Source organism: Caulobacter sp. HJHS_5 (genome assembly GCF_056683955.1).
The window spans coordinates 55,228-81,806 of sequence record NZ_JBWZNC010000002.1 but is presented as its reverse complement, the minus strand read 5'-3'; the positions used below and the strand labels follow the sequence as shown (position 1 = coordinate 81,806).

22 protein-coding genes are annotated in these 26,579 nt (G+C 69.5%); 7 read left to right on the top strand and 15 right to left on the bottom strand.

Annotation, left to right across the window (positions count from 1 at the left end):
* The first annotated feature begins 36 nt into the window (after positions 1-36).
* Positions 37-1,080, top strand: coding sequence for an EF-P lysine aminoacylase EpmA (gene epmA, locus ACFLIT_RS03985; RefSeq protein WP_479909900.1), 1,044 nt, complete (start codon positions 37-39; stop codon positions 1,078-1,080).
* A gap of 196 nt (positions 1,081-1,276) precedes the next feature.
* On the opposite strand, the gene ACFLIT_RS03980 is transcribed toward epmA, so the two are convergent.
* Positions 1,277-1,528, bottom strand: a complete 252-nt coding sequence (locus tag ACFLIT_RS03980; RefSeq protein ID WP_479909899.1) for a hypothetical protein — start codon at positions 1,526-1,528, stop codon at positions 1,277-1,279.
* Positions 1,529-1,661: 133 nt separating this feature from the next.
* On the opposite strand from ACFLIT_RS03980, the gene ACFLIT_RS03975 reads away from it, so the two are divergent.
* Entirely contained in the window at positions 1,662-2,687 is a 1,026-nt protein-coding gene (locus ACFLIT_RS03975; RefSeq protein ID WP_479909898.1) for a lysine-2,3-aminomutase-like protein, read from the top strand.
* Positions 2,688-2,865: 178 nt separating this feature from the next.
* Entirely contained in the window at positions 2,866-3,108 is a 243-nt protein-coding gene (locus ACFLIT_RS03970; protein WP_479909897.1) for a DUF2188 domain-containing protein, read from the top strand.
* Positions 3,109-3,146: 38 nt separating this feature from the next.
* Here ACFLIT_RS03970 and ACFLIT_RS03965 read toward each other — a convergent pair whose 3' ends face one another.
* Positions 3,147-4,328 carry a BaiN/RdsA family NAD(P)/FAD-dependent oxidoreductase gene (locus tag ACFLIT_RS03965; RefSeq protein WP_479909896.1) on the bottom strand — a complete coding sequence of 394 codons (1,182 nt, stop codon included), beginning with the start codon at positions 4,326-4,328 and terminating at the stop codon, positions 3,147-3,149.
* Positions 4,329-4,403: 75 nt separating this feature from the next.
* Between ACFLIT_RS03965 and ACFLIT_RS03960 the strand changes: the two genes are divergently transcribed.
* Positions 4,404-4,787: a VOC family protein gene (locus ACFLIT_RS03960; RefSeq protein WP_479909895.1), complete on the top strand. Its 384-nt coding sequence runs from the start codon at positions 4,404-4,406 to the stop codon at positions 4,785-4,787.
* 145 nt (positions 4,788-4,932) lie between these two features.
* Here the strand turns inward: ACFLIT_RS03960 and ACFLIT_RS03955 are convergent, their stop codons facing one another.
* Positions 4,933-5,142, bottom strand: a complete 210-nt coding sequence (locus ACFLIT_RS03955) for a cold-shock protein (RefSeq protein ID WP_479909894.1) — start codon at positions 5,140-5,142, stop codon at positions 4,933-4,935.
* A gap of 266 nt (positions 5,143-5,408) precedes the next feature.
* Positions 5,409-7,589 carry a TonB-dependent receptor plug domain-containing protein gene (locus ACFLIT_RS03950; protein WP_479909893.1) on the bottom strand — a complete coding sequence of 727 codons (2,181 nt, stop codon included), beginning with the start codon at positions 7,587-7,589 and terminating at the stop codon, positions 5,409-5,411.
* A 293-nt stretch (positions 7,590-7,882) separates the two neighbouring features.
* On the opposite strand from ACFLIT_RS03950, the gene ACFLIT_RS03945 reads away from it, so the two are divergent.
* On the top strand, positions 7,883-8,956 hold the full coding sequence (locus ACFLIT_RS03945; protein ID WP_479909892.1) for a phytase: 1,074 nt from the start codon (positions 7,883-7,885) through the stop codon (positions 8,954-8,956).
* On the opposite strand, the gene ACFLIT_RS03940 is transcribed toward ACFLIT_RS03945, so the two are convergent.
* Positions 8,953-9,399, bottom strand: coding sequence for a hypothetical protein (locus ACFLIT_RS03940; protein ID WP_479909891.1), 447 nt, complete (start codon positions 9,397-9,399; stop codon positions 8,953-8,955). The two genes, ACFLIT_RS03945 and ACFLIT_RS03940, sit on opposite strands and share 4 nt — an antisense overlap.
* A gap of 86 nt (positions 9,400-9,485) precedes the next feature.
* Here ACFLIT_RS03940 and ACFLIT_RS03935 point away from each other — a divergent pair, with 86 nt between their 5' ends.
* Complete coding sequence (locus ACFLIT_RS03935) at positions 9,486-10,880, top strand: alkaline phosphatase PhoX (RefSeq protein ID WP_479909890.1); 1,395 nt, start codon at positions 9,486-9,488, stop codon at positions 10,878-10,880.
* 149 nt (positions 10,881-11,029) lie between these two features.
* Here ACFLIT_RS03935 and ACFLIT_RS03930 read toward each other — a convergent pair whose 3' ends face one another.
* From ACFLIT_RS03930 to ACFLIT_RS03890, 9 genes are all read right to left on the bottom strand, one after another.
* Positions 11,030-12,364 (bottom strand): dicarboxylate/amino acid:cation symporter, encoded by a 1,335-nt coding sequence (locus ACFLIT_RS03930; protein WP_479909889.1) that lies wholly within the window; start codon positions 12,362-12,364, stop codon positions 11,030-11,032.
* 110 nt (positions 12,365-12,474) lie between these two features.
* Complete coding sequence (locus ACFLIT_RS03925; protein ID WP_479909888.1) at positions 12,475-13,887, bottom strand: sensor histidine kinase; 1,413 nt, start codon at positions 13,885-13,887, stop codon at positions 12,475-12,477.
* A complete protein-coding gene (locus ACFLIT_RS03920; RefSeq protein WP_479909887.1) occupies positions 13,884-14,606 on the bottom strand; it encodes a response regulator in 723 nt (240 codons plus the stop codon). Before ACFLIT_RS03920 ends, ACFLIT_RS03925 begins: the two co-directional genes overlap by 4 nt.
* A 518-nt stretch (positions 14,607-15,124) precedes the next feature.
* Complete coding sequence (locus ACFLIT_RS03915; RefSeq protein ID WP_479909886.1) at positions 15,125-16,249, bottom strand: patatin-like phospholipase family protein; 1,125 nt, start codon at positions 16,247-16,249, stop codon at positions 15,125-15,127.
* 48 nt (positions 16,250-16,297) lie between these two features.
* Positions 16,298-18,526, bottom strand: a complete 2,229-nt coding sequence (locus ACFLIT_RS03910) for a TonB-dependent receptor domain-containing protein (RefSeq protein ID WP_479909885.1) — start codon at positions 18,524-18,526, stop codon at positions 16,298-16,300.
* 219 nt (positions 18,527-18,745) lie between these two features.
* Positions 18,746-20,815 carry a TonB-dependent receptor plug domain-containing protein gene (locus ACFLIT_RS03905; protein ID WP_479909884.1) on the bottom strand — a complete coding sequence of 690 codons (2,070 nt, stop codon included), beginning with the start codon at positions 20,813-20,815 and terminating at the stop codon, positions 18,746-18,748.
* A 108-nt stretch (positions 20,816-20,923) separates the two neighbouring features.
* Positions 20,924-21,793: a M56 family metallopeptidase gene (locus ACFLIT_RS03900; RefSeq protein WP_479909883.1), complete on the bottom strand. Its 870-nt coding sequence runs from the start codon at positions 21,791-21,793 to the stop codon at positions 20,924-20,926.
* Positions 21,786-22,151: a BlaI/MecI/CopY family transcriptional regulator gene (locus ACFLIT_RS03895; protein WP_479909882.1), complete on the bottom strand. Its 366-nt coding sequence runs from the start codon at positions 22,149-22,151 to the stop codon at positions 21,786-21,788. Before ACFLIT_RS03895 ends, ACFLIT_RS03900 begins: the two co-directional genes overlap by 8 nt.
* A gap of 73 nt (positions 22,152-22,224) precedes the next feature.
* Entirely contained in the window at positions 22,225-23,004 is a 780-nt protein-coding gene (locus tag ACFLIT_RS03890) for a potassium channel family protein (RefSeq protein ID WP_479909881.1), read from the bottom strand.
* Positions 23,005-23,188: 184 nt separating this feature from the next.
* Here ACFLIT_RS03890 and ACFLIT_RS03885 point away from each other — a divergent pair, with 184 nt between their 5' ends.
* Entirely contained in the window at positions 23,189-25,069 is a 1,881-nt protein-coding gene (locus tag ACFLIT_RS03885; RefSeq protein ID WP_479909880.1) for a DEAD/DEAH box helicase, read from the top strand.
* 160 nt (positions 25,070-25,229) lie between these two features.
* Here the strand turns inward: ACFLIT_RS03885 and ACFLIT_RS03880 are convergent, their stop codons facing one another.
* Positions 25,230-26,513 (bottom strand): DUF6880 family protein, encoded by a 1,284-nt coding sequence (locus tag ACFLIT_RS03880; protein ID WP_479909879.1) that lies wholly within the window; start codon positions 26,511-26,513, stop codon positions 25,230-25,232.
* Positions 26,514-26,579: the final 66 nt, after the last annotated feature.

The window sequence follows — 26,579 nt, the reverse complement described above, 5'->3', positions numbered from 1 at the left end:
TTCGCCACAGTCGAGTGAGGAGTTACACTGTCGCGCATGAGCAGACCTGCCTGGTGGCGCCCTGAACAGCACGCCCAACGCCGTCCCTTCCTCACCGCCCGCGGCCGCATCAAGTCCGCGATCCGCGCCCACCTGGAGGGCCAGGGTTTCAGCGAGATCGAGGCGGCCGCCCTGCAGGTCTCGCCCGGCAATGAAGCCCATCTGCACGCCTTCGCCACCGACCTGATCGGAAACGATGGGGCGGCCCACCGCCTCTATCTGCACACCTCGCCCGAGTTCGCCGCCAAGAAGCTGCTGGCCGCCGGCGAGAGGCGCATCTTCGACTTCGCCCGCGTATGGCGAAATCGCGAGCGCGGCCCGCTGCATCACCCCGAATTCACCCTCCTCGAATGGTATCGCGCCGAGGCGCCCTACGAGGCCTTGATGGCCGACTGCGCGGAAATGCTCGCCCTGGCGGCCGAGGCGGCGGAAGCCCGCGCCTTCCGCTGGCGCGGCCTCGAGGCCGACCCCTTCGCCGAGCCCGAGCGCGTCACCCTGGCCGAGGCCTTCGACCGCTTCGCCGGCATCGGCCTCCTGGCCACCGTCTCGACCGCCGGTGAGACCGATCGCGACGCCCTGGCCGCGGCCGCCCGCGCGTCGGGCGTCCGCGTCGCCGACGACGACACCTGGGCCGACGTCTTCAGCCGCGTGCTGGTGGAAAAGGTCGATCCGAACCTCGGGCTGGGCCGGCCGACCATCCTCTACGAATATCCGACGCCGGAGGCGGCCCTGGCCCGCCCCACGGCGCGCGACCCGCGCGTCGCCGAGCGGTTCGAGCTCTTCGCCTGCGGGGTCGAGTTGGCCAACGCCTTCGGCGAACTGACCGACGCCGCCGAGCAGCGCCGCCGCTTCCAGGCCGAGATGGCCGAAAAGCAGCGCGTCTACGGCGAGACCTATCCGCTCGACGAGGACTTCCTCGCCGCCTTGGCCGAAATGCCCGCCGCCAGCGGCTGCGCCCTCGGCTTCGACCGTCTGGTCATGCTGGCGACCGGCGCCGAGCGCATCGAGCAGGTGGTCTGGACGCCGGTGACCGAGGCTTAAAGCGCGACCGCAGCCTCCCATCCGTCATCGCCGGGCGACCGCGAAGCGGAGGCGCGGAGCAGCCAACCCCGGCGACCCATGCGTGGTGAGTCCGAAGAGGCGCATTCGCGCCCGCGATGACCGTGTTCATGGATGGCCGGCACGAGGCCGGCCATGACGATTGAGGGCGGGATAAGCGGGCTTTGACGCCCGAACCCTAGCCCGGGTCGCGGCTGCTGGCCGGTCCGTTCTGCGTGCCCGGCAGCGGGGTGTAGTTGCGGCAGGCGTTGTCCAGGGCCGGCATGCCGGTCATCCGGCCGGTGCTGTAGAACTGCCCGCCTTGGGCCTGGCACTTGCTCTGCAGCTCGGCGAACTCCTGGGCCCTCGTCGCCATTTGGGTGGATCCAGCGCAGGCGGCCAGGACCGAAGCGGCGGCCGCGAGGCTGAGGGCGGTGACAACCGTACGCATCGTCTTGCTCCTCGTGATGACGTCCAGATCATTCAACGCGCCAGACGCGGCCAAATTGCGACGCTTGCACAAGAAGAGTTCCAAGCCGCCGCGCGCGTTGATCATCCCGCCCGGCGGGCCTATCGCTGGCCGCATGACGCGCCCCCTCCGCAACCCGGCCGCCCTGGCCACAGCCGGCCTCCTGCCGCCCGAGCGCCTGGCGGGGCTGGAGCGCGTCGCCGCCCAGTACGCCGTGGCCATCACCCCGGCCATGGCCGACCTGATCGACGCCGCCGACGAGGCCGATCCCATCGCCCGCCAGTTCCTGCCCAGCGAGGCCGAGCTGGTCGCCTCGCCCGGCGAGAGCGCCGACCCCATCGGCGACGACGCCCATTCGCCGGTCGAGGGGATCGTCCACCGCTATCCCGACCGCTGCCTGCTGAAGATCACCCACACCTGCGCCGTCTACTGCCGCTTCTGTTTCCGTCGCGAGACGGTCGGCCCCGGCAAGGGAACCCTGACGCCCGAAGCCCTCGACGCCGCCCTGGCCTACATCGCCGCGACCCCGGCCATCTGGGAGGTGATCGTCACCGGCGGCGATCCCCTGGTGCTCTCGCCCCGCCGCCTGCGCGCCCTGATGGACCGTCTGGCGGCCATCGCGCATGTGAAGGTGGTGCGCTTCCACACCCGCGTGCCGGCCGTCGAGCCTGAGCGGATCACGCCCGACCTCGCCGCCGCCCTGCGCACCGAGGGCCTGGCCGTCTACGTCGCCCTGCACGCCAACCACGCCCGGGAACTGACGCCCCAGGCCCGCGCCGCCTGCGCCCGCCTGGTCGACGCGGGGGTGCCGATGGTCAGCCAGACCGTGCTGCTGGCCGGCGTCAACGACACGCCCGAGGCGCTCGCCGACCTGATGCGCGCCTTCGTCGAGACCCGCATCAAGCCCTACTACCTGCACCACGGCGACTACGCCCCCGGCACGGGCCACCTGCGCAAGACCCTCGGCCAGGGCCGCGATTTGATGAAGGCCCTGCGCGGAAACCTCTCCGGCCTCGCCCACCCCACCTATGTGCTCGACATCCCCGGCGGCCACGGCAAGGTCCCGGTCGGCCCGGACTATGTGGGAGACGACGAGGTCGAGGATCCGTGGGGAGAGGCTCACGCCTATCCGCCGAGATAAGAGCCGCGCCGCCCTGCGTGCTTCGACACGCGCCTAGCGGCGCTACCCGGCATGACGCAGATTCTTGCAGCCCACAGAGGTCGTCATCCTGAGTAGCCGGCGCCGCCGGCGTGTCGAAGGACGCACGGCGCCGAGGCGTGCTAGCCTGGCCGGGCGCCCTTCCGGCTGGAGCAGACCCATGTCCTTGTTGAAGTACGAGATTGTCGAGCACGATGGCGGCTGGGCCTACCGCGTCGGCGGGACCTATTCCGAAACCTTCCCCAGCCACGACGCCGCCCACAAGGCCGCCGAGCGCGCCGCCGGCGAGCAGCGCGTCGGCGAGGACGACGCCCGCGGCATCTCCTTCGAGGACGAGAAGGGCGTCTGGCATGACGAGGTGGATGGCGGTCATGACCGGCCGGACACCGAGGTGGGTGGGTAAAATCAGAAGGACCCTTCCCCCTTGATGGGGGAAGGGATTCAGCAGGCCTGTCCCGCTGACCAGCCGCTCGCCCAGGCCCACTGGAAATTGTACCCGCCGAGCCAGCCGGTGACGTCGACCACCTCGCCGACGAAGTAGAGACCCGGCGTCGACTTTAGCTGCATGGTCCGCGAGTCCAGCGCGTCGGTATCGACCCCGCCGAGCGTCACCTCGGCCGTGCGATAGCCCTCGGAGCCGACCGGCTTCACCCGCCAGGCGTTCACCGCCTCGGCCACCGCCCGCAGCGTCCTGTCGGAGGCGTCGGCGAGGTTGGCGGTCGCGCCATGCTGCTCGCAGATCGACTGCGCCAGCCGGCGCGGCAGCCGCTCGGCCAGCGCTGTCGTCACCGATGTCCGCCCGTTCGCGGCCTTGGCGGCCTTCAGTTCGGCGAACAGGTCGACGCCCGGCGCCATGTTCACCTCGATCGGATCGCCCTCCCGCCAGTAGGACGAGATCTGCAGGATCGCCGGCCCCGAGAGCCCACGGTGGGTGAACAGCATGGCCTCGTCGAAGCTGGCCTTGCCCGCCTTGGCCCGGACATCGACCGCCACGCCCGACAAGGGCGCGATGCGCGACAGCAGTCCAGGCTCGAAGGTCAGCGGCACCAGCGCCGGCCGCGTCTCGACGATCGGCGCCCCGAACTGCCGGGCCAGCTCATAGCCGAAGCCCGTGGCCCCCATCTTCGGGATCGACTTGCCGCCGCAGGCGACCACCAGCGACTGACAGGCCGTCGCCCGCCCGGCGACCTTCAGGGTGAAGCCGCCCTCGCCTGCCCGCGCCACCTCCGTCACCGGGGCTTCGAGCCGCAGCTCACCGCCGGCTCCGCGCAGTTCCTTGACCAGAAGGTCGACGACCTGCCGGGCCGAACCGTCGCAGAACAGCTGGCCCAGCGTCTTTTCGTGCCAGGCCACCCCGTGCTTCTCGACCAGGGCGATGAAGTCGGCGGGCGTGTAGCGGCGCAGGGCCGAGATGCAGAACCGGGGGTTGTTCGACAGGAAGCGGTCGGGCGCGGTCCGCAGGTTGGTGAAGTTGCAGCGGCCGCCGCCGCTGATGCGGATCTTCTCGCCCGGCGCCTTGGCGTGGTCGACCACCAGCGCCCGGCGGCCACGTTTCCCGGCTTCGATGGCGGTCATCAGCCCGGCCGCGCCGGCGCCGATGACCACGACGTCATACTGATCCATCCGCCGCCTATGCCACAGTTCGTGGACCCCAGTAGCGTCCTTACCCGTTTAGCAGGCCGAGGAAGGAGACCGCCGATGCTGAGAGACCAGGATGTCATGGCCACCGTCGCGGTGCACAAGCTCGCGAAGACCCTGCCCTTCTACGAACAGACCCTGGGCCTGAAACCGGTCGACGACAGCCAGTCGGAGTTCGGCGTGATCGGCCTCAAGACCGGCTCGACCACGGTGCTGCTCTATGAGTCCGAGTTCGCCGGCACCAACAGGGCCACCGTCCTGACCTGGGCGCTCGGCGACAAGTTCGACGCGACGGTGAAGGAACTCGCCGCCCGCGGGGTCGCCTTCGAGACCTACGACATGCCCAATGTGGTCATGGACGGTCCCGTCCACGTCATGGGCGACATGCGCGTCGTCTGGTTCAAGGACCCGGACGGCAACATTCTCAGCGTGGGGAATTACTGAGGGCTAAAGCGCTTCTCCTCCCCTGCGAAGCGGGGGAGGTGGCGCGGCGCGCAGCGCCGTGACGGAGGGGGCGCACAAGCCCCCAAACGAAAACGGCTGCGAGATCGCTCTCGCAGCCGTTCGGATTTCAGCGTGATGCTGAGCCTTAGAGCGCTTGCAGCTCGCCGGCCGACATCTTGCCGCTGCGCTTGTCCTGCACCAGCTCGAACGAGACCTTCTGGCCTTCGTTCAGCGAGCGCAGGCCCGCGCGTTCAACGGCCGAGATGTGCACGAACACATCCGCGCCGCCGGCTTCGGGCTGGATGAAGCCGTAGCCTTTGGTTTCATTGAACCACTTCACGGTTCCGGTAGCCATTAGTCGATCCCTTCCCGGGTCTGAATTGCACGCGCCCACCGTTGAGCGTCGCGATCAAATTGTCGGAAAGGATCGGCCATGGTCGGCGCGTGAGCGCTGTGCGAGCCAGGGCATTTAGTGCCTTATTCGATATTCGATCCTCGAACGTTGGCACGAAATCCGACGTCGGGCAAGGCGAAGCGCGACGCCTCGACGCAGGCTCGAGCATGAAAAAGGGCCGGCGGATCGCTCCGCCGGCCCTTCGCCATTTCACCCCGGGAGACGCCTCAGAACGCGACGCGCATGATCAGCTGATACACCGGGCCGGCCTCTTCCGACTCCCGCTCGTATTCGTCGTAGTCGCGGGCGATCTGGTCGGCGGTGCTGGAGAACTTGTCGAAGGTCTCCTGCTTCTTGCCGTTCAGCAGGTTCGAGCCGGTCAGGCGGATAGTGACCTTGTTGGCCAGACGCTTCTCAACGAAGATTTCCAGGTCGCCGCCGTAGCGGGTCGTCACTTCTTCGCCGATCACCCGGCCATAGGCGTCGCCCTGCTTGCGGTAGGTCACGCCGAAGGCCGCGCCCAGGTCCGGCAGGTCCTGGATGAAGCCGGTGTTGAACACATAGTCCGACTGGCTGTTGAACTTGCGCGAGCCGAACACGTCGTTCACGTCGCTGTCGAGCCAGGAGTAGTTGAGGAACACGCCGGTGTTCTCCAGGCCGAAGGCCGTCAGCGGCGTCGAAAGGTCGAACTCGACGCCCCACACCGCGCCGTCGCCGATGTTCTGCGGCTGCATCAGGCGGGCCGGCGCGCCGGCCGATCCTTCGCCGATCGAGGCCAGCTCGATGCGGTCCGTCACGTCGCGGTAGAAGGCGTTGACGCCGGCGACGCCCTGGCGACCCAGGCGACGCTCGTAGCCGAGGTCGAAGCCCCAGGCCTTTTCCGGCTTCAGCCGCGGATTGCCGACCAGGTCGTTGTCGCCCATTTCCTCTTCCAGCAGAGCCGGCGAGGTCTCGTCGAAGCTCGGACGGCGCACCGTGCGGGCGATCGAGGCCGTGATCCGGTCTTCGCTGCTCAGGCTCCAGCGCAGATGGGCCGAGGGCAGGACTTCGGCATAGTCGGTGTCGAAGGCGTTGGCGCCGACGGTGCGGTCGGCGATCGAAACGTCGGTGGTCTCGTAGCGGACGCCCGCTTCCCACTTCACGGGGCCGGCCGTGCCCGACAGCATGATGTAGGGGTCGAGGCGGGTTTCCTCGATGCTGCTGTCGCCGCCGGAGACCGCCGAGGCGGCGCCTTCGGCCGGCGGGCTGGCGTTGGGCAGGTTGTAGCGGATGCGCGGGATTTCGCGGATCAGCGAGTCGCGCTGCTTCTTCCGGTATTCGACGCCGAGCTCCAGCTTGCCGGCCGCCACGTCGCGCTGGTGCGAGACGCGGGCGGTGGTTTCGCTGTCCTCCAGGTCGGTCAGGGTCCGGTCGTGCGTGAAGCGGTTTGGCGTGCGGTCGAACTCGGTCTCGTCCTCGAACTCGTTCTGCTCGTCGGTGATCTTGGCGTAGCCCAGGCGGAACGTGGTCTTGCCGCCGAACATGTCGTGCGCGTAGCGGCCGTTCAGCGACCAGTTGTCGGTCAGGATGTCGAGGTCGTTGTTGTTGAACAGGTTCAGGTTCGCGCGATCGCGGATGCCCTCGTTGTACTCCAGCGAGTCCTCGTCCTGCAGGCGGTCGGTGCGCACCCAGAAGCCGCTCAGGTTCAGATCGCCGCCGCCGAGTTCCTGCGAATAGTCGGCGTTGAACGAGTAATCGGTGCCGTTGCGGACGTCGGTCTGATCCTCGATGTTGTTGAGCGCCGCGCCCGGCTCGTCATAGCGCCACGAGGTCTTTTCCTTCGGGTTGCGACGGCCTTGCAGGCTGGCGCCGACCAGCAGACGGCCCGGGCCGACCGCTCCGCCCCAGACGCCGCCGAAGGTCTCGCGCACGCGGCCGTCGTTCAGGCGGATGGCGCCGGCGCGCAGATAGCCGCCGTCGATGGCCATGGCGTCACGCAGCACGATGTTCAGGGCGCCGGCGACGGCGTCGCCCGAACGGTTGGCCGAGGCCGAACGCACCACCTCGATGTGGTCGATCAGTTCGGCCGGAATACGATCGACGAAGAACGAGCGGTCGGCGTTGGCGCCGGGCACCTTTTCGCCGTTGATCAGGATCTGGGTGTAGCCCGGGTCCAGGCCGCGCAGGCGAGCGCCATCCGATTCCAGCACGTCCGACAGGAAGGTCACCGACGGCACGCGCTTCATGGCGTCGCCGGCGGTCAGCGGTTCGAAGCGCTGGAAATAGTCGGAGCCGTATTCCAGCACCGGCGCCACCGCTTCACTGCGGTTGCGGTAGCCGATCGAGGTTTGCACCACCACCTCGGCGACCGGCTCCGGCGCGGCCGTGGCGATGACTTCCTGGGCCGCGGCGGCGGTCGCCAGGAGCATGGGCGTAAGGGCTACGAGCCCGAAAAGCGCTGACTTTTTCATCTTGGAATCCCCCATTGGCCAGCCGGCATGCACGGCGGGAGCGCGCATGCGGCGTTGACTGAGGCGGATTAGCGTTCTTCCGGTGAAGGTTCCGCGACAGCTATAAGAAGGAATTGTGATGTGAAGCGGCGACGGCCATAAGTAATTCTAACGTCACCTCGGGCATTGACCTCAGGTGAATCGCGTGTTTTCCAGCGGCGTCTCTTGGGGGAGCTTCTGGCATGCGGACGCGCGGCGTTATTACGACTTTTGTGACACTTGCCTCGGCTGCATTTCTCGCCGCCTGCGTCACCGACCCCGAGGCCCAGTCCGATTCCGCCAAGATGCTGGTCGGGGTCGGAACGCCTGTTCCGGCCTCCGCCGAGACCCTGGCCGTCGCCACCGAGCGCGGCGACGCCGCCGACGATCCCGAGATCTGGGTCGACGCCAAGGATCCCAGCCGCGTCGTGCTGTTCGGCACCGACAAGCAGGCCGGCCTCTACACCTACGATCTCGCCGGCAAGCCGACCGGCTTCATTCCGGACGGCAGGCTGAACAACGTCGACCTGCGCGACGGCTTCGCCACCCCGCGGGGCGAACGCGTGCTGATCGGCGCCTCCGACCGCGGCCGCATGGGCGCGGCGCTCTATCTGATGAACCCGGCCGACCTGCAGGTCACCGCCTGGGGCGTCGCCAAGCTCGACCTCACCGAGCCCTACGGTTTCTGCATGGGGCGCCGGGGGAACGACTTCCTGGCCGTCATCAACGGCACCGACGGCCAGGTGCGGGTGATGAAGATCACCGTCGGCCCCGACGGCGCCATGGTCGCCACGGAAGAGCGCCGCTTCGCCGTCGGCAGCCAGACCGAGGGCTGCGTCGTCGATGACAAGAAGGGCGTGCTCTATATCGGCGAGGAGGCCATGGGCGTCTGGCGCTACGACCTCGCCCCCGGCTCGACCGCGCCGCGCGTGCTGGTCGCCGCCGCCCCCTCCGAGATGCTGCAGCCCGATGTCGAGGGCATGACCCTGCTGCGCGAGGGCGACAAGACCTGGCTGATCGTCTCCAGCCAGGGCGACAGCGCCTTCGCCGTCTGGCGCGTCGACGGCGAGACGCCGGTCTACGGCGGCCGCTTCTCGGTGGTCTCGGCCAACGGCGTCGACGGCGTCACCGGCACCGACGGCGTCGCCGCCCACGCCGGCCCGGTGGGAGCGGCCTACCCCGAAGGCCTGGTGATGATGCAGGACGACGTCGACGACACCGGCGAAACCGTCACCACCAACCGCGTGAAGCAGAACTTCAAGCTGGTCGACTGGCGGGCGGTTAAATCGGCGCTTAAACTCGACTAGGCCTTCGCGCCCCTGCGGGCCGAGGCGCTGATGACCAGGGCGAAGACGATCATCGCCGCGATGTTCAGCGCCGCCAGCGACGGGGTGAACTTCGGCTGCGCGTGCACGGCCGACAGCGGCACGACCACCCAGTTCATCACCAGGAACACCCCGAACCCATAGAGCACGCCGAAACCGATCCAATGGCGGCGGAGGATCGGCAGACGCAGACTGGCCGCGCCGTAGATCACCCCGATCAGCGCGCCCATGAGCACCTGCAGGCCGAGGCCAAGCAGGGTCGCGGCCATCCCGCCCTGCATCGCCGAGGCGCCGAGCGCCCCGCGGGCGATGGACCGCATGATCACGTCGAGCGGCGCCCGATAGATCGCCGCCGCCATGGCGATATCGAGCAAACCCGCGATCGCGCCCCCCAGGGCGGTGGCGACCAGCAAACGGCGAACCATGACGCCTCCCGATTGCGGCGGATCACGAAAGCGTCGCCCAAGCTGCGCTAGAGACGCCCTCGACTCAAGCTTCTCGGACCCTCGCCATGCTCTCTCGCAGGACCCTGTTCGGCGGCCTCGCCACCAGCCTCGGCTTCGCCGGCCTCGCCCTGGCCCAGTCGAACGAGGCGGCGGGCGAAAGCTACGTCAATCAGGTCCACGGCTACGGCCCGCTGCTCCGCGATCCCAAGCGCCTGCTCGACCTGCCCGAGGGCTTTTCCTACCAGGTGATCTCCCAGGCGGGCGAGACGATGAGCGACGGCCTGCTCGTGCCCGGCAAGGCCGACGGCATGGGCTGTTTCGCCGCCGGCGACGACCGCGTGCTGCTGGTCCGCAACCACGAGCTGTCGCCCGGCGACTTCGACTACGGCGCCTTCGGCCTCAACGGCCGCCTGGCTTCCAAGGCCGCCGCCTCCCGCGTCTACGACTTCCACCGCAACGGCCTGCCCCTGCCGGGCGGCACGACGACCCTGGTCTACGACCTGAAGAAACGCGCCCTGGTCAGCCAGCACCTCAGCCTGGCCGGCACGGCGGTGAACTGCGCCGGCGGCGTCACGCCCTGGGGTTCGTGGATCACCTGCGAGGAGACGACGCTCACCGCCGGCGATCCCATCGGCAAGGACCACGGCTGGACCTTCGAGGTCCCCGCCGCAGCGACCGGCCCGGTCGAGCCGATCCCTTTGAAGGCGCTCGGCCGCTTCAAGCACGAGGCCATCGCCGTCGATCCGAGGACGGGCGTGATCTATCTGACCGAGGATACCGCCGACAGCCTGTTCTACCGCTTCCTGCCCAACGACCGCCGCCGGCCTTCGCAGGGCGGCCGCCTGCAGGCCCTGGCGCTGGTCGACGAGCCTGGCGCCGACACCCGCAACTGGGAGGGCCATGTCCTCTGGAGGCAGGGCGCCTGGAAATCCGTGCGCTGGATGGACCTCGACGGAACCGACAACCCGCATGACGACCTGCGCCTGCGCGGCCACGCCAAGGGCGCGGCGATCTTCGCCCGAGGCGAAGGCGTCTTCTTCGGCAAGGGCGAGCTCTATTTCACCTGCACCTCCGGCGGCGTCGCCGAGTGCGGCCAGGTGATGCGCTACGTCCCGAGCGCCGCCGAGGGCCAGGCCGGCGAGGCCGACCAGCCCGGCCGCCTTCAGCTGTTCGTCGAGTCCGGCGACGTGAAGGTGATGAACTATGTCGACAACCTCTCGGTCGCCCCCTGGGGTCACGTCGTCGCCTGCGAGGACGGCAGCGGCCCCGGCCGGCCCAACCACATGAAGGGCATGACCGCCGACGGAAAGGTCTACACCCTGGCCCGCAACGCCTTCCGCGGCGACAGCGAGTTCGCCGGCGTCTGCTTCTCGCCCGACGGCCAGACCATGTTCGTCAACATCCAGACCCCCGGCATCACCCTGGCGGTGACCGGCCCGTGGGGGAGCTTCAGGGCTTAACTTTACAATCCGCTCCCCCCGGCGAAGGCCGGGGCCCAAGCCGAGTCTCAAGAAGGGGCGTCGCCGAGCAGGTTTCGCAGCCGCGCGCTTGCCTAAGCGTCAGCTTGGATCCCGGCCTTCGCCGGGAAGAGCGGTTGAGGTGAAGGTTCTCAAACCGTCGCCGTCGCCACCTCAGCCACCCCCGCCTCGCCGTCATAGACCGCCTGATCCAGGATCCCCTGCTGCTTGGCCACCAGGGTCGGGACCAGCGCCTGCCCCGCCACGTTCACCGCCGTGCGGCCCATGTCGAGGATCGGATCGATGGCCAGCAGCAGGCCGACGCCTTCCAGCGGCAGGCCCAGCGTCGAGAGCGTCAGGGTCAGCATCACGACCGCCCCGGTCAGACCGGCCGTCGCGGCCGAGCCGATCACCGAGATGAAGACGATCAGGGCGTAGTCGGTCAGTTGCAGCGGCAGGTGGAAGAACTGGGCCACGAAGATCGCCGAGATCGCCGGATAGATGGCCGCGCAGCCGTCCATCTTGGTGGTCGCCCCCAGCGGCACGGCGAAGGCGGCGTAGGCGCGCGGCACGCCGAGGCCCGTCTCGGTCACCGCCTCGGTCACCGGCAGGGTTCCGATCGACGAGCGCGACACGAACCCGAGCTGGATCGCCGGCCAGGCGGCGCGGAAGAACCGCACCGGGTTCAGCCGGTGCGCCGCCAGCAGGGTCGGGTAGACCACCAGCAGCACCAGGCCGAGGCCGATGTAGATCGCCAGGCTGAAGCGGCCGAGCTGGCCCAGCGTCTCCCAGCCGTAGTGGCTCACGGCGTAGCCGAACAGGCCGATGGTGCCGATCGGCGTCAATCGGATCACCCACCACAGCACCTTGCGGATGACCGCCAGGGCCGAGGCGTTGAAGGTCAGAAAGGCGCGCCCCGCCTCCCCGACCCGCAGCGCCGCCGTCCCGATCACCAGGGAGATGACCACGATCTGCAGCACGTTGAACGAGACGCCGGTCTGGGCGACGCCGTCGACGATCGAGGTCGAGGCGGTCAGGCCGAGGAAGTTGCTCGGCACGATCTGGTTGAGGAAGTCGGTCCAGGCGCCCTGGGTGCTCGAGACCTTGGCCGCGCTGGCCGCCACGCCCGCGCCGACGCCCGGCTGCAGCAACAGCCCCAGGCCGATGCCGATCAGCACCGCGATCAGGGCGGTGAGCGCGAACCACAGAAGGGTGCGCCAGACTAGGCCGGCGGCGTTCCGCAGCTCACGGAGGTTGGCGATGCTGGCCACGATGGCGGTGAACACCAGCGGCGGCACCAGGGCCCGCAGCAGTTGCACGAAGATCGCGCCGACCTGGTGCAGGGTTTCGGCCAGGGCGTATCCGGGCTGGCCGGCCTCGGCCCCCAGCCGCCGCGCAAGCAGCCCGAGCCCGAGGCCCAGCACCATGGCGCCTAAAACCTGCCAGCCGAAACCGCTGACGAAACGGGACGATCTTGCCGCGGCCATGGGCTTCACCTTCGCGGCGAACCCGCCGCCGCCCCTTTAAGGTAAGCAGGCGCCGCGAAATCCAATGCCGATGAAATCTTCAACCGCCCCCAGATCGCCTGCCCCCGAGTTCAGGCCTTCCGGAACCGCACCACCGCCTCGGCGCCGCCGTCCGGATGGTTGGCGAGGGTGATGGTCGCCCCGTTTCGTTCGGCCAGGGTGCGGGCGATGGTCAGGCCCAGGCCCACCCCGCCGGTCTCGCGCGAACGGCTGTCCTCCAGCCGCACGAACGGCTCGAACACGCTGGCGAGCTGATCCTCCGGCAGGCCGGGCCCGTGGTCGCGCACCCGCACCTCCGGCGCCCCGTCGTGCATGACGACCGACACCTCGGCCGAGCCGCCGTACTTCAGGGCGTTGCCGATCAGGTTGGACAGGCACCGGCTCATCGCCGCCGGCTGCAGGGTCACGTCGACATCGCAGCGTGCGCCGCCGGTCACGGCCTGCCCGGCGTCGGCCGCGTCGTCCACCAGGCTGTCGACCAGCGACTGCAGATCCACCCGCGCGGGCGCCTCGGAATGCTCGGCGCTGCGGGCCAGGTCCAGGCCCTCGCGGATCAGGGTCTGCATGGCCGAAAGATCGCCCAGCAGCCGCTCGCGCAACTCCGGATCGTCCACCTTCTCCAGCCGCAGCCGCAGGCGGGTCACCGGCGTCTGCAGATCGTGGGTGATCGCCGCCAGCATATGGGTCCGTTCGGCGAGCTGGCGTTGCAGCCGCACCTGCATGGCGTTGAACGCCGTCGCCGCGTCGCGCAGCTCGGACGGCCCGGTCAGCGGCAGGGGCTGGCGGGTCAGGTCGTCGCCCAGGGCCGTCGCGGCCTGCGAGAGACTCAGCAGCGGCTGGGCGGCCAGGCGCGCGACCAGCAGGGCCAGGGCCGCCGCGGCGGGGATCAGGGCGCCCAGGAAGGCGGGATCGAGCACGATGGGTTGGAAACGCGGCCGCGGCTGAGCCTCGACCACCAGCCGAAGCGTCTGCCCGGCGTCGTCGAGGGTCACCAGCCAACATTGGCGCTGTACGCTGTCACGATCGAAGGCGTCACGCTCGCCGCCGCCTTGTCCGCCTCCGCCGGGCGGGCCGCCGAAGCGACCGCCGTCCGGCCGGCCGCCGCCGAAGTTTCGGTCGAACGTGCAGGATTCCTTGGCGAGGCGTTTGGCGCTCGAGCCCAGGCCCTCGGGCAGCCGCGCCGCCAGAAGTTGCTCCAGCAGCGGCTCCTTGGCGCCGGTCTTCACGCCCGGCGCGGGCGGCTCGATGCCGCGCATGCGCGGAACCGCAAAGGCGGCGCGCTGCGCGGGCGGCGTCGCCCGCCAGTCGCTGACCACGTCCTCCACCCGGTCGACGGCGCGCGCCATGTCGAGGCGGCGCAGGTCGGCGACCCGCCGGGCCGAGGCCGCGATCCAAGCCAATCCGGCGGAGAGCGTCACCCCGATCAGCAGGATCACGAAGACCCGGCCGGTCATGGAGCCGAAGAAGGCGACGATCTTCCTCACTCGAACACCACCGGCGCGGCCAGCACATAGCCCTCGTTGCGCACCGTGCGGATCAGGGCGCCGGTTTCGGAGCCCAGCTTCTGACGCAGCCGGCTCACCTGCAGGTCGATGGCGCGGTCCAGCGAGTCGCCCGTCGCGCCGCGCGGCGAGACCAGGACCAGAAGTTGTTCGCGGCTCAGCACCTTGTTCGAATGGTCGACCAGCGCCCGCACCAGCCGAAACTCGGAGCCCGACAGCATCACGATGCGACCGTCCCCGGCCTCCAGCCGGCGGTGCTCGAAATCCAGGGTCCAGTCTCCGAAGCGGGCGCGCTTCACGTCCAGCGGCTCCAGGTTGCTCGGCATCTGGGCCGACCGGCGCATCACGCTGCGGATGCGGGCCAGCAGCTCACGCGGCTCGAAGGGTTTGGCGAGGTAGTCGTCGGCGCCCATCTCCAGCCCGACGATGCGATCGATGGGTTCGGCCCGCGCCGTCAGCATGATGATCGGCGGGCTGTTCGGCTTGGCCCGCAGCTCGCGGATCAGGGTCAGCCCGTCTTCCTTGGGCATGTTCAGGTCGAGCACGATCAGATCCGCCGCGCGCTTGTCGAGCGCCTTGCGCATCTCCGCCCCGCCGTCGGCGGTGGTCACCTCGTAGCCGAAGTTCTTCAGATGCTCGGCGAGCAGGGTTCGGATGTCGCGGTCGTCGTCGACGATCAGCAGGTGGCCGGTGTTTTCCATGAGCCCCATCATGCACATGCCCGCGCGAGGCGGGCGGTTTATCGATGTCGCAATGTGTCAGCGCGCGCCTCGACACATTGCGACATACAAAACCCTGTTCGCTGACCGAAAGCGACATCTGGCCGAAGCGCCCCGGCTACGGACGGCCCTCATAAACAGCATCGTCAGATCGACCTGACGCACCGCTCAACGAGGACCAACGACCATGACCACGCTCAACAAGATCGTCACCGACGTCACCGCCAAGATGGGCGGCGCCACCATCGTCGCCCTGCTGGCCCTGACCACCATCGCGCCGCTCGTCAAAGCCTTCTGAGCCCGACGCTCATCCGACCCCATCAAGGATCAAGATCATGCAACGCCTCAACACCCTCATCCTGCACACCGTCGCCGGCCTCGGCGGCCTGACCCTCTCGGCCATGGTGGCCGTCACCACCCTGACCCCCGTCTTCAAGGTTTTCTGAGACGTGACGACCCAACACCGCCTTCCCGACGGCGCGTCGGCAGGCTGATCCCGCTCAAGCGTAGCGGGTCCAGGCCCTGCCGGCCGCCGCCTCCTCGAAGGCGGCGTCGAACATTCGCTTCATGCTCTTGGTGTCGAAGTTCATCATGCTGCCGTGCTGCGGCGCGGGCGTGATCGAGGCGATCTCCAGCGGCAGCCCCGCCCCGGCGCAGAAGGTGGCGGTGAGGCTCAGGGCCTGGCGATACGAAAACCGCAGCATGGTGTCGAAGCTGCGGACCAGAATGGCCGGCACATTGCCCGCCGTGATGCGCGACCCCGGCTCCAGGATCGTGTTGACGATCAGATAGACCCGCCCTCCGCGCAGGCGCTTGCCCACCTGTTTCCAGCGCAGCAGCGCGTCGGGCAGCACGAACAGCGGCGCCGCGACGCCCCCGTCCACATGCATCTCGTCATAGATCCCCTCGTCCGAGGTGCAGGGGATCAGCCGCGGCGGAAACAGGCCCGGCAGGCTGGCCGATGCGGCCAGCACCTCGCGGAACAGATGCAGCGCCCGCTCGCCGTCGCCGGTCAGGGCGCGGGAGGCGATGGCCCCCATGTCCCAGATCGCCGCCCGCTGCCGGTCGAGGTCGGTGGTCGCCACGAACAGCCGTCGCCCCTGGGCGTGCGCGGCGGCCACCCCGGCGATCAGGTCGTCGTCGATGAAGGCGCCGATCAGGGCGTCCAGCGCTTCGCCGCGGATCAGCCCCGGCCCAGCCCCCGGCACGAAGCGGCGCAGGGCCAAGAGGCGCGCGGCGTGACCGCCGGTGTAGGCGTCGGCCAGCCGGTCGTCCCAGGCCGGGCCGAGGAAGGCGAACGGCGCGATCAGCGCCCCGGTGCTCACCCCCGTCACGATGGCGAAGTGCGGCCGCTGACCGGCCTGGGTCAGCCCGGCCAGCACCCCGGCGCCGAACGCCCCGCCCGCCGCGCCGCCCGACAGCGCCAGGATGTTCAGCGGCTCGCGCGCGAAGATCGAGCGCGGTGCGGCGATGCGGTCGGCCGCTTGCACCAGCGCCTCCTGCGCCTCGCCCAGCGACAGACGCACGCCTTCGAACCCCTCGGGGTCTCCGTTCAGCAGCGGCGGCGCGGCCGTGCGCGACAGGCTGCGTCGCAACAGGCGCGGCGGCGGCTCTCCATCGGTCATCCGCAATTGGTGACCGGTTCGCGGTCGGGCGGCAAGCCCGCCTTTGCCCTAGAGGCCGCCCGCCCCGCCGCCGCCGCCCCCGCCGCCGTACTCGAACTGCGGCGCGGCCGCCGGCGCCCTGGTGCTGCTTCCGCCCAGGCGATAGTCGATCCGCAGCAGCACCGTCCGGGCCACCGGCCGGCTCTCCGCCCAGTCGGTATAGGCCGGCGTATTGAATTCGCGCCGGAAGCGGTTGGTCCGGAACATATCCTGCACCGACAGCGTCGCCGTCGCCCGGTCGGTGAGCTTATGCCGCCACCCGGCGTTGACGGTGTAGATCGGCTGCAACTCGCCCTGGGCGAACAGGCGCTTGCCGGTGGCCGCGAGGTTGAGCTGCAGCGCGTCGTCCGGGCGCGCCTGCCAGTTCAGATTGAACCGGCCCCCGAGGCCGGTCCCGGTGCGCTTGCCGGCTCCGAGGCCGAGGTTCGAAGCGTCGATCTCGTTGCGGAACAGATTGGCGGTGGCGTTGTAGGTCAGGTTGGTCGCCAGCTTGCCGTTCGCGGTCAGCTCCAGCCCGGCCGAGCGGCTTGAGCCCAGGTTGTCGAAGGTCACCAGCACCACGCCGTCGCCCTGGTTGCGGGCCACGGGCGAGAACTCGCCCTCGTTGCTGCGGTAATAGAGCGTGGCCAGATAGAGCGCGCCGTTGCGCCGCTTCTCGTACGACACCTCGAACGACTGGGTCTCCTGCGGCTTCAGCCGCGGGTTGCCCTCCTGGTAGTTCTTCGGATCGATGTAGACCCGGAACGGCGAGAGGATGAAGGCCGGCGGACGCTGGATGCGCTCGCTGTAGCTGAAGCCCAACTTGGTCTGGTCGTCCATCTTCCAGGAGACGTTCAGGCTCGGGAACGCGCGGAAGTAATCCTGGGCGCCGTCGACGCTGGTCGTCCGCTCGGCCACCTTGATGTCGGCGTTTTCCAGCCGCAGCCCGCCGATCACCGTCATATCTCCGAAGGCGCGTTCGAAAGTGCCGTAGGCCGCGTTCACCGTCTGCTCGTAGTCGACCACATAGGTCGCGCTCGGCAGGGGAACGAGGCTGCCCGCCGTCGCCCCGCGCGCCACCACGGCGTCGTAGCCCTGCTCGTCGTACTTCAGCTCGTAGCCGAGCGTCAGCTTGCCGCCCTGCACGTCCGGCCGGACGTAGCTGGTTTTCAGCTCGGAGTGGGCGATGTCCGCGAACATGTCGTTGCGCTCCAGCGGCGGAAAGGCCGGCTGTGACAGCGAGATGGTCCAAAGGTTGGCGTCGTCATAGCGCGAGCGGTTGGCGATCAGGTCGACGGACAGCGTGTGCCCGTCACCCGCGAAGTTGTGACGCCAACCGCCGGTGAATCCTGTGTCGCGGGTCGTGAACCGCCGTGCGTTGCTGCGCTCTTGGACGGCCACGAGGGCGCCGTTGGCGTCATAGTCCTCGAACGCATTGGTTGGAGAGCTGAAGATCAGCAGCTGGTTGTAGGTGATCCCGGCCGTCACCCGGTCCTTCGGAGTCAGGTCATAGCCGACGTTCAGGCCGCCGGTCTGGCTGCGGTTCAGGTTGCGCGCCGTCAGCAGCAGGTCGTGCACCGCGAGATTGCCGGTCAGCGGATCCGGCAGGGTGCGGAAGTTTTCAGCCTCGATCCAGGCGCGCTGATAGTTGCTCGACAGGTTGCCGGTGACGCTCAACGTCTTGGAATTGTAGCCGAAGCTGCCGCCCGCGCGCTTCAATCCGCCGCCGCCGATGGTTCCGTTCAGCGAGCCGGTCCAGCCGCCGCCCCGGCTCTGCTTCATCACCAGGTTGATGATGCCGCCCGAGCCTTCCGGATTCTGCGCCGCGTTGGGGTTGGTGATCACCTCTACGCGTTCGATCTGGTCGGCCGGCATCTGCTGCAGGGCGTCGGCCCGGCCCGCGCCCTGGAAGGCCGCCGCCGGCTTGCCGTCGATCTGGATGGTGACGTTGGAGTCGCCGCGCAGGGTCAGCGTCCCCTGCACGTCCACCTCCACCCCGGGCACGTTGCGCAAGGCGTCGGCGACAGCGCCGGTCCCCGCCTGGATGTCGCGCCCCAGGTTGTAGCTGCGCCGGTCGATCGAGGTCACCACGGGCGGCGCGGTCGTGGTGACCACCACCTCCTGCACCGTGTTCCCAGGCTGGGCCGCCGGCTTGGCGGGCGCCGCCGAAGCGGGCTGCGGCGCGCCGGCGGGGGCCGGCGTCGGCGCCTCCTGGCCGGCGATCATGGCGGCCGCGGCGGCGGCGATAACGATGGACATGCGCGGCTCTCCTGCCCTCTGGCGGGCCTGGGGGGTCTGTCGTCGAAAGGAAGCTTGGCTTTAAGGCGGAACTTTGGGCGAACGCCGTGCGACGAACGCCTCTCGATTGTGAGAACTAGCGGCGACGCTTCGGATTTACTTGTTAAGTCGCTGTCATGACGCCGATTTAAGAATTACCGGCGGCTGTAATGAGAACTGACGCCTTCGTAAGACAGCAGCTCAATTCAGCGTCCGCCGCAGGCGGACGAACAGGATGGGGCCTACGCTCAGGCGTTTCTCGTCGACATAGAGCAGCGGAGCCCGGTCCTGCGGACCGTCATAGACACTGAAGGTCTGGCGGGAGCGGACGCCGGGCAGGTTCTGCACCTCGATCCGCAGGGCCAAATCCGGCCGCAGCCGGCGCTCGACATAGACGTTCAGGCGCGGCCAGGCGGCCGTGGTCTCGTCGCCGAACGGACGGTAGAGCGTCACCGCGCCGCGATACAGCAGGTCGACGCCCCAGTTGGTGTCCCACTGCGGAAAGTCCTGGGTGAAATGCAGGTCGGCCTGGCGTTGCGGCGTGTAGGACAGTGGCCGCTCGCGCCCGGTCAGCGGGTCGGCCACGGCCTGGTCGAGCAGGGTGAAGCCGCCTTTCAGCATCGCCCCGCCCAGCCCCAGCCGCTTCAGCGGCACGGTGGCGCTGGCGACCAGGGCGGTCTCATGGCCATCGCCGATATTGGCCGTCATCGCGAATACGCCCTCGGGCGTGAACAGCGGCGCGACATCGACCACGTCGCGCAGCGCCTTGCGGCGCACCGTCAGCGAGATGTCGCCACCCTGGCCGAAGCGGCGCTGCACCGCCGCCTCGCCGACCCAGGCGCGTTGCGGCCGAAGCTGGGGATTACCGACCCGCAGCTGGCCCGTGTTGCTCTCCGCCGAGCTGATGAACGACGAGAAGCCGACCTGGCCGACCTCATGTTCGACCCGCAGTCGCACCTGGGTCTGGCCGTCCGGCGACCAGGAAAGCGCCAGCCTCGGCTTGGCGTAGACGAAATCGCGCTGGGCGACGACGTCGCCGCTCGCCTCCAGATCCGAGGCCTCGACCTTCAGCGCCGCATCGAGGCTGAAGCGGGAGCCGGGCTTCCAGGCCAGGGAGGCGCCGGCCTCCCCGCGCCGCTCGCGCACCGTCACATTGGCCGCGGGAATGAAGCGGGGCGCGCCGTTCACCGTCCCGGTGCTGGCGTTCTCGAAGTCGTTGACCGCCGCCTCGGCGAAAGTCTCCAGCGTGAGCGCCTCGCTCCGCTTGAAACGCAACACGGCGCGCAGGATGTGCTCACGGTCGGTGTGGTCGAAGTCGAAGGTGGTCGGCGCCGGCGGCCGCACGGTCTCGTCCTGGCGATCCTCGACCGTGATCCGCTCCAGCGCCTGCAGCTCGAGCCCCGCGCGCCCGAACACCCGCTCCCAGCGCGCGCCCGCCTCGCCGCGTCGATAGGCCTGCCGCCAGCGGTAGCTGAACTCGCCGGGGCCAAGCTTCAGTCTCGCCACGTCGTCGAGATCGGTGCCGAAATATTCTCCGAGCGCGCTCAGCCGCAACAGGCCGCCGCCGGCCGGCCGCTCGTAGCTGATATTGCCCGTGGCGTTGGGTCCGCTGACCAAATAGGCCTCGTCGGCCTCGAACAGCACGGCGCCGGTCCCGTCCCGCCGCACGTAAGGCCCCCAGCCATAGCCCGGGAAGACGGCGACGCTGCGCGCGGCCTGCACCGTCGCATCCAGGCTGCGGTCGCCGCGCTTGCTGGAGGTCGTGGCGATGAGGTGCGGCGAGACCCGGCCGTGGGTGTCGACAAAGGTCTGCGCGGTGATCACCCGCTTGGGCCGGGCCGAGGCCCTCAGGATCACATTGGCGACGATGTTGCGCCCCCGCATGTTGATCCCCGGCGCCCCGCCGACGATCAGCTCCACGCGCTCCACCTGCTCGACCGGCAGGCGGCGCAGCACGCTGGTCAGGCTGTCGGTCTTGCTGGTGGGCGGCTTGCCGTCGATCAGCACATTGCCGATCGCGCCCTCCAGGCCGCGCACCTCGCGAGTGTCCTCCAGGGTGAAGCCGGGCAGCCAGGTCACCATGTCCAGCGCCGTCGTCGGCCGCATGGGCGTGAAGAAGGTCGAGGGATAGTTCAGCACTCCTTGCTTGAGGTCCCCCCGCACCCGCGCGGCGGCGATCACCTCTACCGCCTCGACGGTCGCCTCGACCGGCGGCGGGGCATCCTGGTCGGCGATCAGGGCGGCCGCCAGCGCGGCCAGGACGATGGGCATGGCGCAGCCTTTCGCGAGCGCCTCTGGCGAGGCGGCGACGGGGTGGAAGTGACGATGTCGGGGGAAAGGACGCGGCGGGCGGGGCCCGCCGCTAGGGTCCGGGAGAGATCAGGCGCCGAACGTCTGGGGCGCCAAGGTCCAGATCCCGAGCGCGGTGGCGGCGGCGAGGCCGGACACCAGTCCCGCGGCGACGAGATACCGCCGCAGGCTCACCTTGGGACTTCGCAGGGCCTGGAGGCGCACCTCCAGGGGGTGGCGACCGCCGTCCGCCAGGGCGCAGGCGAAGGTCGACCAGGGGGTGTCGGAGTGAGCCTTCAGCAGAGTTTCCGCATAGGCGCGGCGGCTGCCGGGGTTCTGCTCCATCACCGCCGCGTCGCAGGCCAGCTCCTGGTCCAGCCGCATGCAGTGGGCGGCGACGTGGACCAGCGGGTTGAACCAGCCCAGCAGCAGGGCGGCGGCGATCAGGCGGTTGTGCAGCGGATGGCTGCGGTCGATGTGGGTCAGCTCATGGCGCGAGATCAGCGTCCGCTCGGCCGGGCCGAAGCGCTCATGATAGTCGTGCGGCACCACGATGGTCTGCCAGGCCAGGCCCATCACCGCCGGACCGGCCAGGCCCGCGCGGGCCATCCGCCGGAAGCGCACCTCGCCGATCACGAACAGCGCCAGGGTCGCGGCCGCGCCGATCGCATAGCCCGCCATCAGCCAGCGCGCACCGGGGATGGTGAAGTCCACCGGCGTGCCCAGCTGTCGCCAGCTGCTGACGAAGTCCTGCAGGCTCGGAAACAGGCTCGTCGCGGCGGCGACGGGGACCAGGGCCCAAAGCCAGTAGCCCTGGGTCGGGCCGATCAGCCGGCGAACCATCGGCCGAGCGACCAGCACCACCAGGATGGCGATCGCCGCGGCGATGTTGGCGCGCAGCAGGAAGAGCACGGCCAGGTCGCTGGTCATCACTTCGCTCATCGTCGAGACATCACTCATCGTCGAGGTCCTCAAGGAGCTTACGCAGACGCTTCACCTCGTCCGGCTTCAGGGCGCGGTGCTCGGCGAAATGGGCGACCAGCGGCGCCAGCCGGCCCTCGAACAGTCGGTCGAGCAGACCCTGGCTCTCGGTCTGCACATAGTCGGTGCGCTGGATCAGCGCCTCGTAGCGGTGGCGCCCGCCCTCCCGCACCGAGCGGATGGCGTTCTTCTTCAGCAGGCGGTTGATCAGCGTCTTCACCGTGGCCTCGCCCCAGCCCTGCGGCTCGGCGACCTCGGCGACCAGCTCGTCGGCCGCCAGCGGCCCACGACGCCACAACACTTCCATGACCTGGCTTTCGGCGGCGGTGATGCCCATGGGGTTTACACTCGTCATATTGCGAGAATTACGCACGTAAAACTTATCGTCAAGCGGCGTTTTGCGTCGCCGCCTATTCTTCGTTCGGAATGTTCAGCGCTTCTCCGCACGCCTTGCAATGCACAGCGTCGGGATCGTGTCGGCTGAGGCCGCATCCGGAGCATTTGAAATTCACCTTCGCGGGCCGGATCAGGGTCTGCGCCAGGCGCACGAAGAAGGTGATTCCGGCCAGCATGGTCACGATGGAGATCACCCGCCCCCAAGGCCCCGGCAGGGTGATGTCGCCGAAGCCCGTCGTCGTCAGGGTGGCGATGGTGAAATAGAGCGCATCGACATAGCCTTCGATGCCGGGGTGCGAGCGCGCATAGATCGAATAGACGAAGCCGGTCATCACGAAGATGAAGGTGATCATCGTCGCCGAGGTGCGGATCAGCTCCTCCCAGCGGGTGTCGTCATACTTGCGGCCGATGGTCCGCCAGAAGAAGTCGCTGTGCACCACGGTCATCAGGCGCAGGATGCGCAGGAAGCCGAAGTTCAGCGCCCAGAACGGTACGAGCAGCGTCGCCAGCACCACGAAGTCCACCCAGACCAGCGGCTGCCGCAACCAGCGCCGCAGGTTCCGGCCCGCCAGGGCCCGCGCCGCCAGTTCCAGGGCCACGACGACGGCGATCGCGTAGTCCACCGCCAGGAAGACATGGCTGTCGCGCAGCAGCGGCGCGGCGATGAAGAAGGCGATGATCGCCAGGTCGACGATCAGGATCGCATAACGAAAACGCACCGCCTCGCGGGTGCCTCCGAAATAGAGGCCGCGCAACTTGGCCCTCAGGGCGCCGGTTTCAGTCAAGCTCGACAAGGACGGTCCTTCGCGGCGACGAAGCGGGAGCGTCGACGTTCCGGAGCCCGCCCGCAAGGCCCTGCGACGTCGTGGGGGAAGACTTGAGCGCGCAAAAGGTCTATAGGGCCGCGCTCCTCGCCTCTTTTGGGCGAACGCCCAACGAACGCCTCCCTCCCCCCGCGTTCGGACTTCGTGAGTTTCAATGCCTTTTCCCTCTACCAATCCCGCGCTTGAGCGCGCTCTTGCCGCTCAGGGTTACGCCGAGCCGACCCCGGTGCAGAGCGCCGTGCTGGAGGCCGATCCCGCCGCCGACCTGCTGGTTTCCGCCCAGACCGGCTCGGGCAAGACCGTCGCCTACGGCCTCGGTTTCGCCTCCACCCTGCTGGGCGAATCCGAAACCTTCGAGCGGGCCGCCGCGCCCCTGGCCCTCGTCGTCGCCCCCACCCGCGAACTGGCCCTGCAGGTCTTCGCCGAGCTGAAGTGGCTCTACGCCGAGACCGGCGCGCGCCTGGCCTCCTGCGTCGGCGGCATGGACCCGCGCGCCGAGCGCCGAGCCCTCGAGAACGGCGCCCACATCGTCGTCGGCACGCCCGGCCGCCTGCGCGACCACATCGAGCGCGGCGCCTTCGACACCTCCGGCCTGCGCGTCGTCGTCCTCGACGAAGCCGACGAGATGCTCGATCTCGGCTTCCGCGAAGACCTCGAGTTCATCCTCGACGCCTCGCCGGCCGAGCGGCGCACCCTGCTGTTCTCGGCCACCATCGCGCGCGACATCGCCACCATGGCCAAACGCTACCAGCGCGACGCCCTGCGCATCGACACCCTGGTCCGCAACGAGCCGCACGGCGACATCGAATACCGCGCCATGGTCGTGGCGCCGAACGAGATCGAGCACGCCACCGTCAATGTGCTGCGCCTGTTCGAGGCCCGCGCCGCCATCGTCTTCTGCGCCACGCGCGAGGCCGTGCGCCACCTGCACGCCAGCCTCACCGAGCGCGGCTTCTCGGCCGTCGCCCTCTCCGGCGAGCTGTCGCAGAACGAACGCAGCCGCGCGCTGCAGGCCCTGCGCGACGGCCGCTCACGCGTCTGCGTCGCCACCGACGTCGCCGCGCGAGGGCTCGACCTGCCCGACCTGTCGCTGGTGATCCACGCCGACCTGCCGCAGAACCCCGCCACCCTGCTGCACCGCTCGGGCCGCACGGGCCGCGCCGGCCGCAAGGGCGTCTCGGTGCTGCTGGTCGGCTTCAACCGCCGCCGCAAGGCCGAGATGCTGATCTCCGGCGCGCGCGTCGACGTGGCCTGGAGCGGCCCGCCGACCACCGAGGACATCCGCCAGCGCGACGTCGCCCGCCTGCTGGAAGATCCGATCCTCGCCGAGGAGCCCTCGGCCGCCGACGCCGCCATGGCCGAGGCCCTGCTGCAGGGCCGCACCGCCGAGCAGCTGGCCGCCGCCTTCGCCCACCTCTACCGCAAGAACCTGCCCGAACCGGAAGACCTGTTCGACGGCGGCCGCGAGGTCTTCCAGCCGCGCGAACGTCGCGAGCGCACGCCCTACGATCCGAACGCCGAACGCGGCGAACGCCCGCCGCGGGGCGAGAAGCCGCGCCGTGACGGCGTCGAGGGCGCCGTCTGGTTCCGCATCAATGTCGGCCGCGAGAAGAACGCCGACCCCAAGTGGCTGATCCCCCTGATCTGCCGCCAGGGCCACGTGACCAAGGCCGACATCGGCCTGATCAAGATCTTCGACCGCGACACCCGCTTCGAGATTCTGCCCGAGGCCGCGGCCCGCTTCGGCGAGCATGTCGCCACGCCACCGGTCGAAGGCGGCCTGAAGATCACCCCGGCCGACGCGCCCTTCGCCAAGGGCGGCGGAACGGACCAGGGCGACCGCCCGGCCAAGAAGCCGTTCGGCAAGAAGCCCTTCCCCAAGAAGGACTTCGGCAAGAAGGACTACGACCCCAAGGACGCGGGGAAGAAGGACTTCGCCAAGAAGCCCTTCGCGAAAAAGCCCTTCCCCAAGAAGGACGGCCCGCCCGGCGCCGGCCCCAAGGGCCCGAAGAAGAAGTTCAACAAGGCTGGCTGAGGTCTCGAACCCCTCTCCCTCGAAGGGGGAGGGGCAGGGGTGGGGGTGAGTGCACTGAGTTAGAGGGTTGGCGCTATTGGGCGCCGCCCTGAGCGCAGTCGGACAACCTCCGCCAACACCCCCATCCCCAGCCCTTCCCCCTTCGAGGGGGAAGGGAGTCCTACCCCGCCTCGATGCTGTCCGCCTCTTGGGTCAGCCGGTCCGCCGTCGCCAGGTCCCGCCGCCGGAAGGCCACCGCCGCCTCGCGGCGCAGCAGCAGGTGCGCCGCCGCCGGTTGGCGCACGCGCAGCCGCGTCGCCCACACCTCGACGTCGTCGTCGACGCGCTCGATGTCGTCGGCCCGCGCCTGGATCATCTTCGCCGCCTCGGGCAGGGCCGGCCAGGCCATCAGGAAGGCCAGCCCCTTGTGAAAGTCGGGATGCCGGGCGGCGTGGGCGAAGGCGCGGCCCTCCGCCTCCACATCGTCGAAGTCGCCCAGCCGCTTGATGAAGGCCCGGGCCCTGGCGACCGACAGCGTCCGCTCGAAGGCGATCCACCGCGTCTCCTGCGCCAGGGCCGCCTGCCCCGAAGCCTCCAGGTAGTCGATCCAGGCGCTCTCCCATTCGAAGTCCGGTTCCGGCGTCCGCCCCGTTCCGAGCAAGCTCCTGGCCTTCACCGGCCTGGCCGCCTCCAGGGCGGCGCCGGCCTCGGCGACGCGGCCGACGGTCAGCAGCCGCCGGGCGATTTCCGCCGCGATGCTCGGGGCTTTCAGCGCCTCGGTCGAGAAGGTGTCCGTGAAGGCGTCGATATCGCCCGCCGCGTCGGCCAGTTGCCGGATCAGCACCATCCGTCCCGACGTCAGGCTGGCGCTCGCCTGCAGGCGGGTCAGGGCCGCCGCCGCCAGCCCCGCCGGCGCCTCGCGCAGCACCAGCCCCAGCCAGGTCTTCCAGCCGGCCGGGAAGCTCAGCATCGCCTCGACCAGGGCGGCGGCGTGCGCTTCGTCCCCGGCCCGGTCCAGCGACGGCCGGCCCAGCAGGGCGCCGAGCTCGCTCGCCGCGCGCTCGAACACCGCCTCCATCTCCCCGTCCTTGTCCTTCACTCGCGAGGACAGCGAGCGGCCCAGCGCCATGAAAGCCCACAGGCGGCCGATCGCCTGGGTCGGATCGAGTTCCGCCAGCCGTTGAGCGATCATCCCGCGCAGGGCGTCGAGCTCGGCGATGAAGGTGGCGCGCTGCCGCCAGGAAACCCGCGCCTTGCCGGCCGCCAGGGTGGTCAGGCGCTTGTCGATTTCCAGCAGCAGGTGCGGCGCGCCCTGCTCGGCCGCCAGTTCCAGGCGCAGGCGGCGCTTCAGTTCAGGCCGCAGGTCGGCGGCCTCGATGAGAATGGCCGCCAGGCGGTCGGCGCCCAACCGGGCGAGGTTCTCGGAATTGAGCCGCTTCAGGCTGGCGGCGGAGGGGCGCTTCATGCGGCTGAGGATAGCGGATTGGAGCGCCCCCTCCACCAGCTTCGCTGGTCCCCCTCCCCCGCAGGC